The 13,681-nt window shown below is 37.5% G+C and carries 17 protein-coding genes; 11 read left to right on the top strand and 6 right to left on the bottom strand.

Annotation, left to right across the window (positions count from 1 at the left end):
- The first annotated feature begins 46 nt into the window (after positions 1–46).
- Complete coding sequence (istB, locus tag ABIB30_RS10125) at positions 47–670, top strand: IS21-like element helper ATPase IstB (RefSeq protein ID WP_354301617.1); 624 nt, start codon at positions 47–49, stop codon at positions 668–670.
- 27 nt (positions 671–697) lie between these two features.
- Here the strand turns inward: istB and ABIB30_RS10120 are convergent, their stop codons facing one another.
- The 4 genes from ABIB30_RS10120 to ABIB30_RS10105 form a co-directional block, all read right to left on the bottom strand.
- Positions 698–1,690 carry a hypothetical protein gene (locus tag ABIB30_RS10120; RefSeq protein ID WP_354301615.1) on the bottom strand — a complete coding sequence of 331 codons (993 nt, stop codon included), beginning with the start codon at positions 1,688–1,690 and terminating at the stop codon, positions 698–700.
- Positions 1,691–1,960: 270 nt separating this feature from the next.
- Positions 1,961–2,137: a hypothetical protein gene (locus ABIB30_RS10115; protein WP_354301613.1), complete on the bottom strand. Its 177-nt coding sequence runs from the start codon at positions 2,135–2,137 to the stop codon at positions 1,961–1,963.
- 75 nt (positions 2,138–2,212) lie between these two features.
- A complete protein-coding gene (locus tag ABIB30_RS10110; protein ID WP_354301611.1) occupies positions 2,213–3,718 on the bottom strand; it encodes a hypothetical protein in 1,506 nt (501 codons plus the stop codon).
- A 135-nt stretch (positions 3,719–3,853) separates the two neighbouring features.
- Positions 3,854–4,504, bottom strand: a complete 651-nt coding sequence (locus ABIB30_RS10105) for an AbiU2 domain-containing protein (protein WP_354301609.1) — start codon at positions 4,502–4,504, stop codon at positions 3,854–3,856.
- 80 nt (positions 4,505–4,584) lie between these two features.
- Here ABIB30_RS10105 and ABIB30_RS10100 point away from each other — a divergent pair, with 80 nt between their 5' ends.
- Together ABIB30_RS10100 and ABIB30_RS10095 are read left to right on the top strand one after the other, a co-directional pair.
- Positions 4,585–5,361: a hypothetical protein gene (locus ABIB30_RS10100; protein WP_354301607.1), complete on the top strand. Its 777-nt coding sequence runs from the start codon at positions 4,585–4,587 to the stop codon at positions 5,359–5,361.
- 16 nt (positions 5,362–5,377) lie between these two features.
- On the top strand, positions 5,378–7,045 hold the full coding sequence (locus tag ABIB30_RS10095; protein WP_354301605.1) for a hypothetical protein: 1,668 nt from the start codon (positions 5,378–5,380) through the stop codon (positions 7,043–7,045).
- 107 nt (positions 7,046–7,152) lie between these two features.
- On the opposite strand, the gene ABIB30_RS10090 is transcribed toward ABIB30_RS10095, so the two are convergent.
- Positions 7,153–7,845 carry a hypothetical protein gene (locus ABIB30_RS10090; protein WP_354301603.1) on the bottom strand — a complete coding sequence of 231 codons (693 nt, stop codon included), beginning with the start codon at positions 7,843–7,845 and terminating at the stop codon, positions 7,153–7,155.
- 279 nt (positions 7,846–8,124) lie between these two features.
- Between ABIB30_RS10090 and ABIB30_RS10085 the strand changes: the two genes are divergently transcribed.
- From ABIB30_RS10085 to ABIB30_RS10070, 4 genes are all read left to right on the top strand, one after another.
- Complete coding sequence (locus ABIB30_RS10085) at positions 8,125–8,388, top strand: helix-turn-helix domain-containing protein (protein WP_354301601.1); 264 nt, start codon at positions 8,125–8,127, stop codon at positions 8,386–8,388.
- Positions 8,389–8,703: 315 nt separating this feature from the next.
- On the top strand, positions 8,704–9,117 hold the full coding sequence (locus ABIB30_RS10080) for a plasmid mobilization protein (protein ID WP_354301599.1): 414 nt from the start codon (positions 8,704–8,706) through the stop codon (positions 9,115–9,117).
- Positions 9,098–10,120, top strand: a complete 1,023-nt coding sequence (locus ABIB30_RS10075) for a relaxase/mobilization nuclease domain-containing protein (RefSeq protein WP_354301597.1) — start codon at positions 9,098–9,100, stop codon at positions 10,118–10,120. Before ABIB30_RS10080 ends, ABIB30_RS10075 begins: the two co-directional genes overlap by 20 nt.
- A gap of 52 nt (positions 10,121–10,172) precedes the next feature.
- On the top strand, positions 10,173–10,595 hold the full coding sequence (locus tag ABIB30_RS10070) for a hypothetical protein (protein ID WP_354301595.1): 423 nt from the start codon (positions 10,173–10,175) through the stop codon (positions 10,593–10,595).
- 104 nt (positions 10,596–10,699) lie between these two features.
- On the opposite strand, the gene ABIB30_RS10065 is transcribed toward ABIB30_RS10070, so the two are convergent.
- Positions 10,700–10,966 carry a helix-turn-helix domain-containing protein gene (locus ABIB30_RS10065; protein ID WP_068395807.1) on the bottom strand — a complete coding sequence of 89 codons (267 nt, stop codon included), beginning with the start codon at positions 10,964–10,966 and terminating at the stop codon, positions 10,700–10,702.
- A 411-nt stretch (positions 10,967–11,377) separates the two neighbouring features.
- On the opposite strand from ABIB30_RS10065, the gene ABIB30_RS10060 reads away from it, so the two are divergent.
- Genes ABIB30_RS10060 through ABIB30_RS10045 form a run of 4 tightly spaced genes read left to right on the top strand, consistent with a single transcriptional unit; the run spans position 11,378 to position 13,676 of the window.
- Positions 11,378–12,274 (top strand): HEPN domain-containing protein, encoded by an 897-nt coding sequence (locus ABIB30_RS10060; protein WP_354301593.1) that lies wholly within the window; start codon positions 11,378–11,380, stop codon positions 12,272–12,274.
- Positions 12,275–12,314: 40 nt separating this feature from the next.
- A complete protein-coding gene (locus tag ABIB30_RS10055; protein WP_354301591.1) occupies positions 12,315–12,629 on the top strand; it encodes a hypothetical protein in 315 nt (104 codons plus the stop codon).
- A 12-nt stretch (positions 12,630–12,641) separates the two neighbouring features.
- Positions 12,642–12,923 carry a hypothetical protein gene (locus tag ABIB30_RS10050; protein WP_068399308.1) on the top strand — a complete coding sequence of 94 codons (282 nt, stop codon included), beginning with the start codon at positions 12,642–12,644 and terminating at the stop codon, positions 12,921–12,923.
- A gap of 3 nt (positions 12,924–12,926) precedes the next feature.
- Positions 12,927–13,676: a hypothetical protein gene (locus tag ABIB30_RS10045; RefSeq protein ID WP_354301589.1), complete on the top strand. Its 750-nt coding sequence runs from the start codon at positions 12,927–12,929 to the stop codon at positions 13,674–13,676.
- The last annotated feature ends 5 nt before the right edge of the window (positions 13,677–13,681 follow it).

The raw sequence follows: 13,681 nt of genomic DNA, 5'->3' as shown, positions 1-13,681 counted from the left end.
AAAAGGAATAATCCCAGCTTTTTTATATAATTGTATGATCTTTTAAGTGGCACGGTTTGACCGAAATCACTGGCATCATCACTCCGAAATACCCAGAAGCGACAAGCGCTTTGAGCGACTCCAGAAAAGCGCACACTTCCGTTATCAGGCATCCATTCAGGAACTGCACATGGAAACTTCCCGTGGGCTGGATAAATCCCTGGTGGTAAATCTAGCTACAGGAGATTATATTGCTAAAGGAGAAGCGGTACTGGTTTCCGGATCTACCGGTACTGGAAAATCTTTTTTCGCTTCTGCTTTAGGTCACCATGCTTGTTCCCAGGGATATAAAGTTGTTTATTACAACCTTCAGAAGTTGCTGTTAAAAACTAAAATGAGCAGGATTGATGGTACGATCTATAAGTTTTTTGAGAAGCTTTCCCGAACGGATCTGCTGATACTTGATGACTTCGGGTTAACGCATTTGGAACAACAACAACGAATGGACTTCATGGAAATCATTGAAGACCGACACGCTTGCAAAGCAACGATTATTGCCAGTCAACTGCCAGTAGCTAGTTGGTATGATGTGATTGGTGAGAATACAATTGCAGATGCGCTGCTCGACCGGATGGTACATACATCCTACAGAATTGAACTAAAAGGTGAAAGTCTAAGAAAAAAGAAGTAAAATTGTCAGGTCATCAAACTCGATGAACTAAAATCCCACTGGGGGGTCAGTATCCAGAATGGGGGTCAGTATCGCCAGAATATCCACGTTAAGCTGAAAATATAGTGAACGGAATATTTTCTCAATAAAAAAACGTTTGTATATGACCTGAAATTTGGCTTCACCTGTTCGAAAGATAGGTTTGTTTCTCAAATAAAGATAATCATCCTGAATAGTTGCCTCAATGGGCTCAATACCAATTTGTAATAGAATTTCTATGGCTAAATCATAAAATGGTAATTGAGGATCAACTTCTATGAAATTGTTGCCTCTATAATTAGGTGAGTCAATAGTAGCAATTGCCATCCCAGCACTGGCTTTTAGGTATGTCTTCCAGGAATCACAGCTGAAAATTTCTAGAAACCTAGATAAGATTTCGTTAGTCTGTTCGTCCTTTTCAAAATATTCAAACAACTTGATTGCTTTAAAAGTTTCAATTTGCCAGAGCTCAAGAAAGTCTCTATTTACCAAATCCGCATCTTGAAAGGAGCTGCTGAATAGTGTCCAAAGCATTACTTCATCTGGGTATGCCTGTTTGATTTCCTCAAAGCCACTTGGTTTTGTTTTTTTTGAATTGATTTGCAAATAAGCTTTTATTAACGCAATCTCTTTCTCTGGATCCGAAAGCAGTAATTCATTGGGATGTTCCGTTTGGAGATATTTGATAAGTGATTCGAAAAATGCGAGATTGCTTGGAGCATTAAATATTACAATTTCAACTGCTGGAAATCTCCTTTTCCATTCCTCAATTTTGTCAACGAAATTGAGGAAGACTTCGGTGTTTGCATGTGAAAACCAATTTTCACGTAAGAACTGAATGCAGCCAGCTGTGGTTTTATATAGATCCTCATGAAAATTTAGGTGCTGCATAAATCCCAATGCAAATTGCTCATCGATTCCATTGAAAAGCGTATCTATATGTCCATCGAACACTTCTAAGTAGATATCTTGGTAATTTAAACTTGTACGTCTAGTTATCATTTATGATAAAGTTAATTTAAAAACAAGGTAACATTAGTTTTTACAAGACAACCGAACTTCTTATATCAGATTAATCTATTTTAATGCCCTTTCTAATAATTCATCTGTTTGCTCATCTGAAAGGAGTATTTGTAACGTATCCTTTATTTCTCAGTTAGATTCCATAATGCCAAAAATTGACATTGGTCACCTTTTAAACATTATTTTCGCCAATCATTGGACAGGCAAAGATATCTATGTACTTTTTTTAGGGTATCACTTAATATTCCCTTATTGAACAATTTTTAGAATTTCAATAATAAACTTCACCAATAATACAACTTGATTGATGGCTTTAATCCATTCAATTATTTTATCCTTATGATCATACCAATCTTTAAGAAAGGCATATGCTTTTAATTTATACTTATCTGCCGTCAGGCAAATCTTTTTAATAAATAACTCCATATATCAAGTTCTAATACTTGATACAAACTTGCTTAAAACAGAGGTATGGTAACCGGTTATAAGCGATTACAAATTTTATATAGCATCCAAGATCGCTATTTTTAGGACTGCAATGTCAGCCATGATTTTGACTTTAAAACTTTCATTGTTGTTAAGAAGTGAAGCCACAGATTCAAAAAGTTGGATTTTGTTCGCGTTCTTTTTCTTTGAATCTTCCATACCGATTCGATTGGCTTTAGTACGGTAATAGGTGTAACGATTGAATAACGCATCGCCTGAAGCATGCCCATATTCTTCTGCGATTATCTTTGCGGTCTGTCTTGTGACTACCTGATCTGAATAATGGCAAATGAGCGCTATTTGTCGTAAGGTAAGTTTTGTATTTGTTTTTTTTGAAATTATTCCAATTGGTGTAACTTTAATTGGAACTTCTGGATTTTTATGGCCATTATAGGTTAGGAACTCAGAAAACACGTCTATGGTCAAGAACTCTTGATATTGCTCTTCATTGCGATATTCCCAGTCCTTACAAGCTTGTAACCAAACATTAAATTCATAATTGTAGATACTCTGTCTGATTAGAAATGCTTTTCGCTCATTTAAATTTTTGACCAACCCGCAATTTACAGCTTCAGTAAAAAGGTCGCTGAAGTTTTGAAAGACCTTCTGTTCTGATTCATCTATATCCATTGCCGCCAATATCTCATTGACATCAACATTGTTGTTAATCGCTGTGGTAAATGCTATCCCGTATTTTTCAAATTTGTTGCGCATAGCCTGATTCGCTCTACAAAATTTCTTTTCGGGAGTTTCACTTTCGAAGGCTAAGAATTCTTTCTGAACAAGTTTTAAAGTTTTGTCAAATTCCTCATCCATGTTATTGACCGGGTAGCCACCGAACCATTTCAGGATAAATCCATAAAGGGTGTGCTTTTTCCGATCCGATAACGGCAGGTCTTTTAGGTGTTGGACAACCAGTTCGCCTTTGTCATAATTTAATTTAGTAAATTCATATTGCTTATCTAAAAGGTTGAGAAACTCAAGTGGGGTAAATGTATCGGAACCTTCTCCGGTTTTAAAGTAAAAAATTGTATCGTTTACCAGTTCCTGATTGGGAATGTTTTTTTTGTCTGTGTAATATTCAATTAAGTGGCTGGAAGAAATATCCTTCGGTTTGTCGTAACTATTATCGTCCCTGTCATCCAAGAGAATTATAGCTTCATTCCGTAACACCTTAATCAAGCTTTTCAAATCGAACATACCCTTTTTCCATTCTCGCTTGATGTGTTCACGATCTGTAGTACTAATTTTGAGGGCACCAACTTTGGTGTCAAAATCAATCTCATTCCAAGCTTCAATATGCCTTTGACAACCAGGAAAACGGATATTGATAAAGGCAGCAATCTCTTTAAGGATATCGTCAAGTTTGGAGTAGGTATCCAAAAGCAAAGCCTTGTCTTCATCGTTAAACTTATATCCGACTTCAGCAGCTCGCAAATGCAATATATTAGGGAGGTTTTCTGTATCAAAAAGGAGCTTGTCTAGGATTCTAATATCTTTATTGGTTATTCTGTCTGGCATAATAATATTGTTTTGTGATCATTCCTGTCTTTTTAAATACTTTTGGATTTTTAGTGTTTGCTATTTTTAACAACGCGATTTACAATACCTTCTGAACCTGATATAGATGTCACTTATAATTTATAATGCAGATTATTAAAGTGGGTCATGGCCAAATAAATCGCTAAAAGTCATATTATTTTGAGCTGCAAGAGCAATGTGCTTATCCTGTTCAAGCTTTGCCAAGGTATGAATAAAGTCAAAATTACGGCTATCATAGTAAAGTGTATTGACGATATAATCTGTATCTAGATAGGTGCCTGCCAGCGTACGGATCACCTCTTCCGCAAACCCAACCAATACAAAACAATCATCGGTATTAATGAAAGTGTCAGTTTGCTCAAAGGGATCTTTGTCAGTATGGGCGTATAGTTTATCTCTTAACCTTGATACTTCTTTTATTGTAGGTATTAGCTCTGCCACCCGTTGGTTGAATTCTACAAGTGTTTCTGTATTGAATTTAAGCACTCCATAATAACCAGTTTTATCCATTTTTTGCAAAAGCTTCAGAATATTGAATTTTTGATTTGTTGAGTCACCAAATAGCTTACATAGTTCAATAACGGCTAAACGCCATAAAGACCAACCAATAAATCCCAAGTGCCGATGTTGACGAATATAATATTGTTCAAGCTGTGTTTCTGGTTGCTCAAAATACGCTGCAAATTTTAACACTTCTTTGATGATAATCAATATTTTCCATCTGATTTCTATTTCTGTTTTCAGAAGAAGCTTTTTCGATGCCATTTAGTTATTTTAATATGTGAATTTACAAAATGCTATATAATTTAGTAGTATCATTATTTGATCGTATTTTTATACCTGTTATGATGAACGAATTTTTCGATATAAGCACAGAAACAGAGTTGTCTGACGACGCGTTGCAACTCTCCAATTTAGGGAACCAAAAGATTTTCATGAGTATTGGTCACAGGGTACGGGGGGATTGGGGTGAAGATGAAGGAATTGAGACTAGCAACTTTTATGTGGATGTGACTGCTGATGATTATGACGACCAATTTATTTCCAAGCTACTGCGTATTAGACCATCCTATAAGATTGATGTACTAATTAACCATCATTTTAATTATTATATCTCAAAACACCCAGAGAATAAAACTGAATTTGTAATGCACATGCTGTATGAAATATTTCCTGCTTTGAAAAAACGAAGTGCTAGTGAAGCTTATATTGATTTGTTCGGTAAATGGCTAAACGGACAAGTTCCCCAAACGCAGGATAATAACCCTAACCAGACGGTAAACAACAATACTATTAACTTTGGGAGTGTTCATGCACCTATTCAATTCCAACAAAATTCACCAAATTCAGCTCAAACGCAGCATAACCGAATTAGCCAGGAACAGCTGAAAGATTTTTTCAAGTTGCTGCGTGATGATATTCGTAATATAGATGAAAAAATTCGTGAAGATTTTGCTATGGAAATGAACTATGCAATTAAGCAACTTGAAAAAGGACATGACCCTAAGCCACAGCTTTCCGCACTGGGAGATTTGATGAAAGATGTTGGCATCAACACATTTGCAAATGTACTTTCAGCGCCAGTATTTGAGTGGATGAAACCCTTCCTTGGATTTCAATGATTTAAATAGGTACGCAATGGAACATGTGAAAATTGACCGGCAATTTACCCTCGTCTATGATAATATCTTTGACGTAGAAATTGACATTCCTACAACTTTGAAAGATTTACCTCAGCTTTCGTCGGTCGAATTTATCAGTATGCTGCTACACTTGTTTAACATTCGTAAAAAGAGCGATACTGAATTTCAGAATATCCACCTTTATAGGTGGATGATGCGGATGGAAGGTCACGAGAAATCATTAGTGTTAGCTTTTGTCATGCAACATGCTGAGTTGATAAATAGTCCTTCTTTCATCCTACTAAGCAGAAGACCCTGCTTGGATCTTATTCAACACCTTCTGGTATACGCAAAGCCAAAAAGCGATCAGGAATTAAGCAAAAAGGATTATGCTGATTTGTTTAAAGTATTGCTCTTGTTTAATAAAAAAGAAGCAAATCTTCAGAAAGATGTTTTTCATTGGAATGGGGATGGGGATTTTGAAGAGTTCGCTGACAGGGTTTTAAGTGTACAAATTAGGAACATCGAGAACGAGCGACCTAAGAATTACGCCTTACAATTTTTAAAAGCTTACTACTTCTTCGGATTCTGTGAAACGGATGCCCAATACTCGACATATTTACAGACTTTTCTGGTTACGTTGGAACTTACATCTTACAAAAGTTACCTATGGCACATACTTTCCCCTTATCTAGATTTAATCACCAGCGAAGTATCTATACCAAAAATGTATGTCGCCCCTTCAATAGCCTTGAATTTCTTCATGCGACTTACCATTAATGAACGCGCAGGGTTAGATGATGATTACAAACAAATACGTTCGTATCCCTTACTGGAGCTAGTGGATAATACTTTCCTGTTTCTCGACTTCCGATTTTTTGTCGACAAATTCTATCACGGTTTTCTTTTTGATTTTGCAGCAACTACTGGACTGAACTTCCCTAAATTAAAGCAGGAACTGGGTGAAGGATTTTCTGAACAAGTGCTTTTCTATACCATTATGAAAAGCTGCTTCTGTGAATACGGAGATATTAATCTGAACGGTCAGATATTGAAAGCCAAACTTGGAAGTGCGGAGCCTGATTATTATATCCGTCAAGGAAATGCGGTATTTATTTTTGAATTTAAGGATATTGTTATACCAGCGCAGATCAAATATGCCGAAAATATTGAAAAAATTAAGGGTGGCATATTTGAAAAGCTAGAACGCGATGCCAAAGGATACCGCAAAGGTATTACACAGTTACTCAACAGTATAAAATCACTCTGCAACGGAGATTATAAGAGGGCGGAAATAGATATACTTCCAGATCGCATGATTGTTTATCCGATTATTGTGCACACTGACATTAGCTTAGAAAGCCAGGGGATTAATTATTTTTTAAACAAGCGAATACATCAACTCGCTGATGAGATGGATTTATCCAGGTCATTGATTGGAAATCTTATTTTAATTAACATTGAAACACTTATGCAACTTCAAGATTACTTTTGTGACGGAACGCTTGATCTGGTTAAATGTGTGGAATTGTATACACAATTTATCACAAGTGGAAATCCCGTTAATGATACTTTTGCGTTTGATGAATTTATAAAACGCCATTGTGTCAAAACAATAGGGAAGCGAATTAGACCACCAAAGATTTTCTTCAATATCATAAGGGATTATGAACGCAATGCTTAGATTTCGCTGTTCATAGGGAGGACATGAAAATATCACATTGGTGAGATTCAAGGTGTGTGTTATTGATGGTGTCTGAGATCAGCTTTTGATCGAACATATTCGAATCCTTATATAGGAGCAATCCACTTTAAAGCCCTTTCTAACAATTCCCCTGCTGGTCTGTCAGGATAGAACTTTGTTGCATATTCAAGAAACGCTTCTCTTTTATCTGGTCGGTCAAATTCCATAACGGTAAAAATGAGCATTGGCCATCTTTTAGTTTGGTTCATAAAGGCATAGATTGGGAGATAAGGAGGTGCGTAATAAAGGGAATTGGCAACGAGTTTTTCATAAAACGGTTTGCTGAAAACGCGCTTGAAATCCCTTACCACATCAAAGGCAATTACATTCTTGCACCCTTGCAATAGCACATCGCCAAAAGCTGGATTTCCTTCATCCCAAAAGAATGTATACAGATATTCAATAAATCCCTTCTCCATGATGTCGCATAAATCTTTACTGTAGTAGGCATAGGCGCTTTTAAAAAGTTCAAGCGAGAAATTGTCTTTATACTTTTCAATGATAAAGCTAATGACTTCGTTTTCCCGTTCAATGATCTGATCTATTGTAGGGACTTTACTACCTACACCTGGAACGGTAAGCAAATAGCGTGGTTTTGAAAAAAGTTCAAAATAGTAACTCTTAAAATAGATCGGTTTCCTTTCATAGGTTACTTGCACATATAATGGGAAAGTCAACTGCCCGTGGAAATCCACCTGTTTAAGACGATTATTCAGGTATATTTTATAACTAATTTTCATTTTTTTGTGACATTTTTTTTGCGGCTTTTTGCTTCGTTTAACAATGTTATTATTTAGCCTGTTCTAATTTTAGCTATCAAATCTAATCAAAATCGATCATTATAAATTCCAGTCTTTACTGGTGGAACAATACAAATATACTAAATTGTTATGATGTATTTTAAATTATCATAACAATGATATATATTTGTTGTGTTGGAGCTGTAAATGCCTGCAAATGATGCAGATTAACCTTCTCCAAGAAAAGTAATTTATTTTTTAACCTTAACAGTTTTTCAGATGACAGCGATTGAATTAATTACAAAAGAAGACTTGAAAACATTTAGAACGGAATTGCTAAATGACATTAAGGGACTATTAAAACCGGGGGTGGGAGCACAAAAACAATGGCTGAAAAGCTACGAGGTGAGAAAGTTTCTGAACATTTCGCCCGGCACATTACAAAATTTAAGGATTAACGGCACCCTGCGATTTAGTAAAATTGGCGGCATGCTGTACTATAAACTGGAAGACATTCACCGCCTATTGGAAGGAGGGCAGTAGTTACGCAGTTATACTGTTAGGTTGTATAGCCTGGTCTTTTGTCCGCTCGGTTGAGCGTGCCAAAAGGCCAGGGAATAGGAGTCGGGAAACCCGGCGAAGAATGGCACCCTGCCGCTCCTTTCAGGAGACGGCAGGGCATGGAAATCGCAAGCGTAAGGCGAAGCTTTCAGCACGCCATACTATGCGATTTGTAGGAAGCAAGTTTGTGTATTTGGTACCCAAATACTCCGTTCAGCCAAGGGGCTGGAACGGAAACTTGCTTCCTGCTCCCGATGGTCGCCGGAAGGCCGGCAAGACACTTAAAGCATGAGAACTATGACCAGTACTATATCAAAGAGGGGTCAAAATGACCAGCTCGATAAGCCAAAGAAAAGTGCCAAAGGCAGGGGCGGGGCACCTAAGAAGAGGATCAGGCGGGAAGTGCATGTTAAGGTACGACTTAAGACTACAGAACGTTTCCTGATTGAATCCAAAGCCCGGCAGGCGGGCATGCGGATAAGCGACTGGGTTAGGGAAGCCACCCTGAAAGCAAAAGTAGTATCACGGTTGACAGCCGAAGATAGGCGAGTTTTACACATGCTGGCGGGCATGGCAAATAATCTGAACCAATTGACCAAACTGGCACATACCAGTGGTATGCTGACTATTGCGATCAGGTGCGGTTCATTACTGGAAGAAATAGATCAGGCACTTAAATATTTGAACAGCGATGATGGGAAAGATACCTAAAGCGGGCAAAAGTTTTAAAGGTTGCGTAGAGTATTGCGTGCTGAAAAACGATGCGGAAATTCTGGATGCCAATGGCGTACGAATTGATCAGGTCGCTCACATTACCAGCGATTTTAACATGCAGCGGAAAATGCGCCCAAGTCTGGGGCAGGCAGTTGGACATATTGCGTTGAACTGGAGTCCGGAGGATGCACCAAAGTTGACCGATGAATTGATGGTCAATATCGCCAAAGAATACTTGCAGAAGATGAATATCACTGATACACAGGTGCTGATGATCAGGCATCACGATACCAAACATCCACACCTGCATCTTATTTACAACCGTGTTGATAATCAGGGAAAGCCGATTAGTGATGCCTATCAGCGGTGGAAAAATGTAAAAGCCAGCAAAGCACTCACCTTAAAATATAGTTTCCATATGGGTGAAGGAAAGGCAAAGGTCAACCGTCCGCAGCTTAAAGGAGCCGATAAGGTGAAATATGAACTCCATGATAAGATTAAAGCCATATTGCCAAAAGTCATCAGCATGGACGAACTCCAAAAGCAGTTGGGTAAACAAGGAATCGGGATGATGTATAAATACAAGAGTGGAACCGCAGAGGTGCAGGGAGTTAGTTTTACTAAAGGTAAATACCAATTCAAAGGATCGGAAATCGACCGCAGTTTGAGCTATGGAAAAATGAGTAAGGTTATAGCAGACCGTATGCAGGCACAGCAAGGGCAATCGCAAAAGGAAAAAAAAGAGCAGCCGAAAAGCCTTGCGGATCAGTTAAGGGAAGTGATAGAATCAACTTACCTAAAGTCCGAACCCGAAACTCACTACCTGCGGGAACAACCGGAAATCAATTACTTGCAGTCAGAATCACAGGCCAATTACATGAACAAAATATTACCTGATCCATTCTTACCGGAAATTCATATTTCGGATGACGTAGACGATGAAGCCATACATGGCCGTAATAGGCAGCGTAAGGGGCAAGCCCACACAAATAGGCGGTAAATAAGCTAACTAATCAATTTATTTATAACATTTTGAAGAAAGGAGTGAAAATATGAACAATCAACAAACACCTGAAAAAACAGTAATAGATGAAGTAGTTGAAAGCCTGATTAAAAGGACAGAGCTACTGGAAAAAGAGCAGTTAGTAAAGAATGAGGCGTTATTGGCAAAGGAAAAAGAGACACAGGCTTTATTAGCTAGCTTTGATAGCAAGTATAGTAATATAGTTATTCAAGCCCCAAAACCGGATATGTCCGGGGTAACCGCTGAATTGTTTAGAAGTTTAACGGACATAAAGGAAACTATTGAAAAATGGCAGAAGCCGCTAAAGAAAGAATATCGCATTACGTTATTTCCAGAACAGCTAAGAAGTGTGGAATATGTCAGGGCAGTTTTAACCAGATTAATCTTGGGTTTCATTGGTTTGGTATTTTTGATTTTCACTTACCTGCTCATGAATAAGTATATCCAATAAATTTTTTGAATATTTATTTAGAAACTGGTGCGCCGTGATTTCTGAAAGACTCAATAGATTAAAGAAAAGCGTACCTAGTTACGCTTTTCTTTAATGTGATCTAGCTATTTCTGAGACTCCTCATTTTGTGAAACAGGAAAAGCCTTTTTAGGTAAAAATTCTTGCGGTGAAATACCCCAGTGATCTGCAAGTCTATTGATATGATTTAGATTATATTTTGCATTATGCTCAAGATTCTCGATTTTATTAATGAAGCTACGGTCTACCCCAAGTATAAAGCCTAAATCCTCTTGGGTAAGTTTTTTCTCAGTCCTAATTTTTAATACAAAATCCACGACAAACTGTTCTACATCCGTTAAGGTCTTTTCCATTCTTCGAACCAATGAAAAAAATATAAGCAAAAGGTGATATATATGTCACCTTTTGCTTATATTTGATTTGAGCTTATTAAATGTGGGGTGAAGTTTTGATCAAACCTCTTTTTTCTTTCGCTCAAACATTTATTTAACTAGAATTGATTATGATTTAACATTTTTTGAATATTTATTTTAAGAGTCTTGCGGCGATTATCTGAGGCCGTATCGCAGGACAGCAGAATATCCCATGATCTATGCTTAGATATGCTATCTTTGCACATCAAGATAGATTTGGGGTCTGCTGTAATCCCGTGTTACGTAAGGCCTCAGAAACTTTAAGTCGCCACGGTTGGCAGATCCCAAATTTATCATCTCCAATTATCCAAGACTCATTTGAACAGTTTATAACTATAAATGAGATGATATATGGAAATGTACCCCTTGTCCCCGACAGATGAACATCCTTTCTATTTTAAGATATTCGTCAAATCACTAATTCAAAAATTCTTACCTCAACAAGTTTTCTGCTTTGCAAAAAAGAGTTTATTAGAGCAATCAAATGGCTGTTTTATCGATTCTGGAAATGACTACGATAGTCATTACTGCTTATTGATCGTAACGGAAACCACTACACGAATTGATCACGAGATACAGGAATTTGCTAATGTTCATTACAAGCATGGTGTAATTACTATTCTTTGCCACGGAAAAGAAACTATCCTGGAAGCCATGAAGGCCAATAACAGGTTCTTCATTACGGTTTTTAATACCGGACATCTGTTGTACAGCCATGACGGTATGACCGAGCCAGATTTCCCGGTCAGGTTTATCCCTACACAAGCCGGGATAAAAGCTAAAAAACAGCTACAGCATCGAACGCCATTAATTGAGGGTTTTCTTACTGGCGCATATCAATGTTTGATCAATGGGCAATATAATATATGCACTTTCATGCTTCACCAGACTGTAGAACAATGTTGTATTGTGCTGATTAGAGTGCATATAGCATACCGTTCAGAGATTCATAATTTAAAACGTCTTTTGAACCTCTGTAAATGCTTTTCCAGCAAACCTTTTAAAACATTACTATCAGGAACCTCTGAGGATGAAAGACTATTTGAAATTTTGATTAAAAGCTATTCGGAAGCACGTTATGGGGATCATTTCTCAGTTGAATCTGAGGATGTACAGCACTTATATGATAGGATTACAGATTTTGTAAGTCTTGTCAAAGCGATGTGTAAAGAGAAAATTCAGAAACTGGAAAACGAGGCCGCTTTATACAAAAGAGTAATGCAGGAAAGTGAGGTTATAAATGGATAAGCCGGATATAGAAGTCTCACTTTGCAATAAACGGTTCTTAATGCTCCCTTTTCAGAAAGGAACTAGAATCCTGCTGCGTCAAACAGTTGATCGGTATTCAAATTTAGCTTCATTGCAGTTTCCTGAAAATCAAGATCAGGTGCGTGTAGTCTCTTATAAGGGTGGGATCTTATTACTGGCTGTAATTGTACCGAAGGCAATAGAACAGCGTGTATCTATCAAGGTTACAGAAGATTTTCTACTGGTCAGTTGTAGTTCACATCAGGGTGAAAAATATCTCAGCTATTATGCCAGTTTATCGCTGAACTACCTGCTGTGCAAGGGTGATTCGGCAGATTTCCAAGAATTTTATTAAAAGCCACCCGTTATGAAAATTAAGAAAATTAAAAAACAATTGAACTATCAGCCTAGTGGCCTGACAGCCGATCAAATGGAAAATCCATTAAGATTGATGTCTTATTTTTTTGCAGACTTCCCCATCCATGAGACAAGAGACAATTTATGGGAACTATACAAAGCCTGGATTTATCATTCCGCAGCATATAGAGATGAAGACTTAACAAAAAATATGATGTGCTTTTATACCCAGTTCCTGGAAATGGTCAATGCCTGTTATGTCTATGCTGAAATGACAAAACCTAAAAAATGATTGATGAAACGAATTAACAAGCAACAAATCATAGTCCCTTTAGAATTTAGCGTGGCATGTGCGATATATAAAGTGGAGATGGTGGAAGTATTACAGGTTTTCGCCGACCATGTAACCCTATATGATACCATGCGTGAGGATTATTGTGAAGGGTTTTCAGAGGCCACCGGAACCGTTGGTTCTTATGTAAGGGCAAAAAGGAAACGGCCTGTGGAAAGTAAAGCCATGAAGAATTGCGGCGCATTACTCATATCCTGTCTATCAAATATTAAAGTATTGGCCACAAAAAAGGCTGGCATGACCGTTGTTAAAAGAGAGGAAACCCGCCCCCTTGTCAACATGATTTTTGAGAAAATGGAACGGGTTTATACCATTTCAGACACCTTATACCTAGATGAATATTCCGCTATCAAATTGAACAAAGATTTTTGCGTACTCTGTGAAGCTCATAATTGTTATCCCAAGGAATTTCTGGAATATTTTATGGGCAGAATTTCAGCAGCAGATGCCCATGCCCATAAAGGGTTAAAGATCAACTATGATAATTTTATTTTCTCTTTGTTCTCCAATATAGCAGAAGGTTTTGGAGGAAATGAGCCGAAAGCCTATCGATTAACAGAACCCGAACTCAATTTCTTTGGGAGAATGGAGGAATTACATTTAGGACTCTACATCATACGTGATCTGGAGGAACGCACAAATATTTTAAGAGAGATTTACCTCGCACACTATCTGGCTACCACTCAAAACTAAACTCA

The sequence above is a fragment of the Pedobacter sp. UYP1 genome (assembly GCF_040547305.1).
GTDB lineage: Bacteria > Bacteroidota > Bacteroidia > Sphingobacteriales > Sphingobacteriaceae > Pedobacter.
Note: the sequence above shows the minus strand (reverse complement) of the source record. Positions and strands in the feature narration are given on the sequence as shown.

What these genes read in the sequence shown, in the direction of transcription:
- ABIB30_RS10120 (WP_354301615.1), bottom strand. Translation starts at nt 1,690, where the DNA reads ATGATAACTAGACGTACAAGTTTAAATTACCAAGATATCTACTTAGAA.
- ABIB30_RS10115 (WP_354301613.1), bottom strand. Translation starts at nt 2,137, where the DNA reads ATGGAGTTATTTATTAAAAAGATTTGCCTGACGGCAGATAAGTATAAA.
- ABIB30_RS10110 (WP_354301611.1), bottom strand. Translation starts at nt 3,718, where the DNA reads ATGCCAGACAGAATAACCAATAAAGATATTAGAATCCTAGACAAGCTC.
- ABIB30_RS10105 (WP_354301609.1), bottom strand. Translation starts at nt 4,504, where the DNA reads ATGGCATCGAAAAAGCTTCTTCTGAAAACAGAAATAGAAATCAGATGG.
- ABIB30_RS10100 (WP_354301607.1), top strand. Translation starts at nt 4,585, where the DNA reads ATGATGAACGAATTTTTCGATATAAGCACAGAAACAGAGTTGTCTGAC.
- ABIB30_RS10095 (WP_354301605.1), top strand. Translation starts at nt 5,378, where the DNA reads ATGGAACATGTGAAAATTGACCGGCAATTTACCCTCGTCTATGATAAT.
- ABIB30_RS10090 (WP_354301603.1), bottom strand. Translation starts at nt 7,845, where the DNA reads ATGAAAATTAGTTATAAAATATACCTGAATAATCGTCTTAAACAGGTG.
- ABIB30_RS10085 (WP_354301601.1), top strand. Translation starts at nt 8,125, where the DNA reads ATGACAGCGATTGAATTAATTACAAAAGAAGACTTGAAAACATTTAGA.
- ABIB30_RS10080 (WP_354301599.1), top strand. Translation starts at nt 8,704, where the DNA reads ATGACCAGTACTATATCAAAGAGGGGTCAAAATGACCAGCTCGATAAG.
- ABIB30_RS10075 (WP_354301597.1), top strand. Translation starts at nt 9,098, where the DNA reads ATGATGGGAAAGATACCTAAAGCGGGCAAAAGTTTTAAAGGTTGCGTA.
- ABIB30_RS10070 (WP_354301595.1), top strand. Translation starts at nt 10,173, where the DNA reads ATGAACAATCAACAAACACCTGAAAAAACAGTAATAGATGAAGTAGTT.
- ABIB30_RS10065 (WP_068395807.1), bottom strand. Translation starts at nt 10,966, where the DNA reads ATGGAAAAGACCTTAACGGATGTAGAACAGTTTGTCGTGGATTTTGTA.
- ABIB30_RS10060 (WP_354301593.1), top strand. Translation starts at nt 11,378, where the DNA reads ATGGAAATGTACCCCTTGTCCCCGACAGATGAACATCCTTTCTATTTT.
- ABIB30_RS10055 (WP_354301591.1), top strand. Translation starts at nt 12,315, where the DNA reads ATGCTCCCTTTTCAGAAAGGAACTAGAATCCTGCTGCGTCAAACAGTT.
- ABIB30_RS10050 (WP_068399308.1), top strand. Translation starts at nt 12,642, where the DNA reads ATGAAAATTAAGAAAATTAAAAAACAATTGAACTATCAGCCTAGTGGC.
- ABIB30_RS10045 (WP_354301589.1), top strand. Translation starts at nt 12,927, where the DNA reads ATGAAACGAATTAACAAGCAACAAATCATAGTCCCTTTAGAATTTAGC.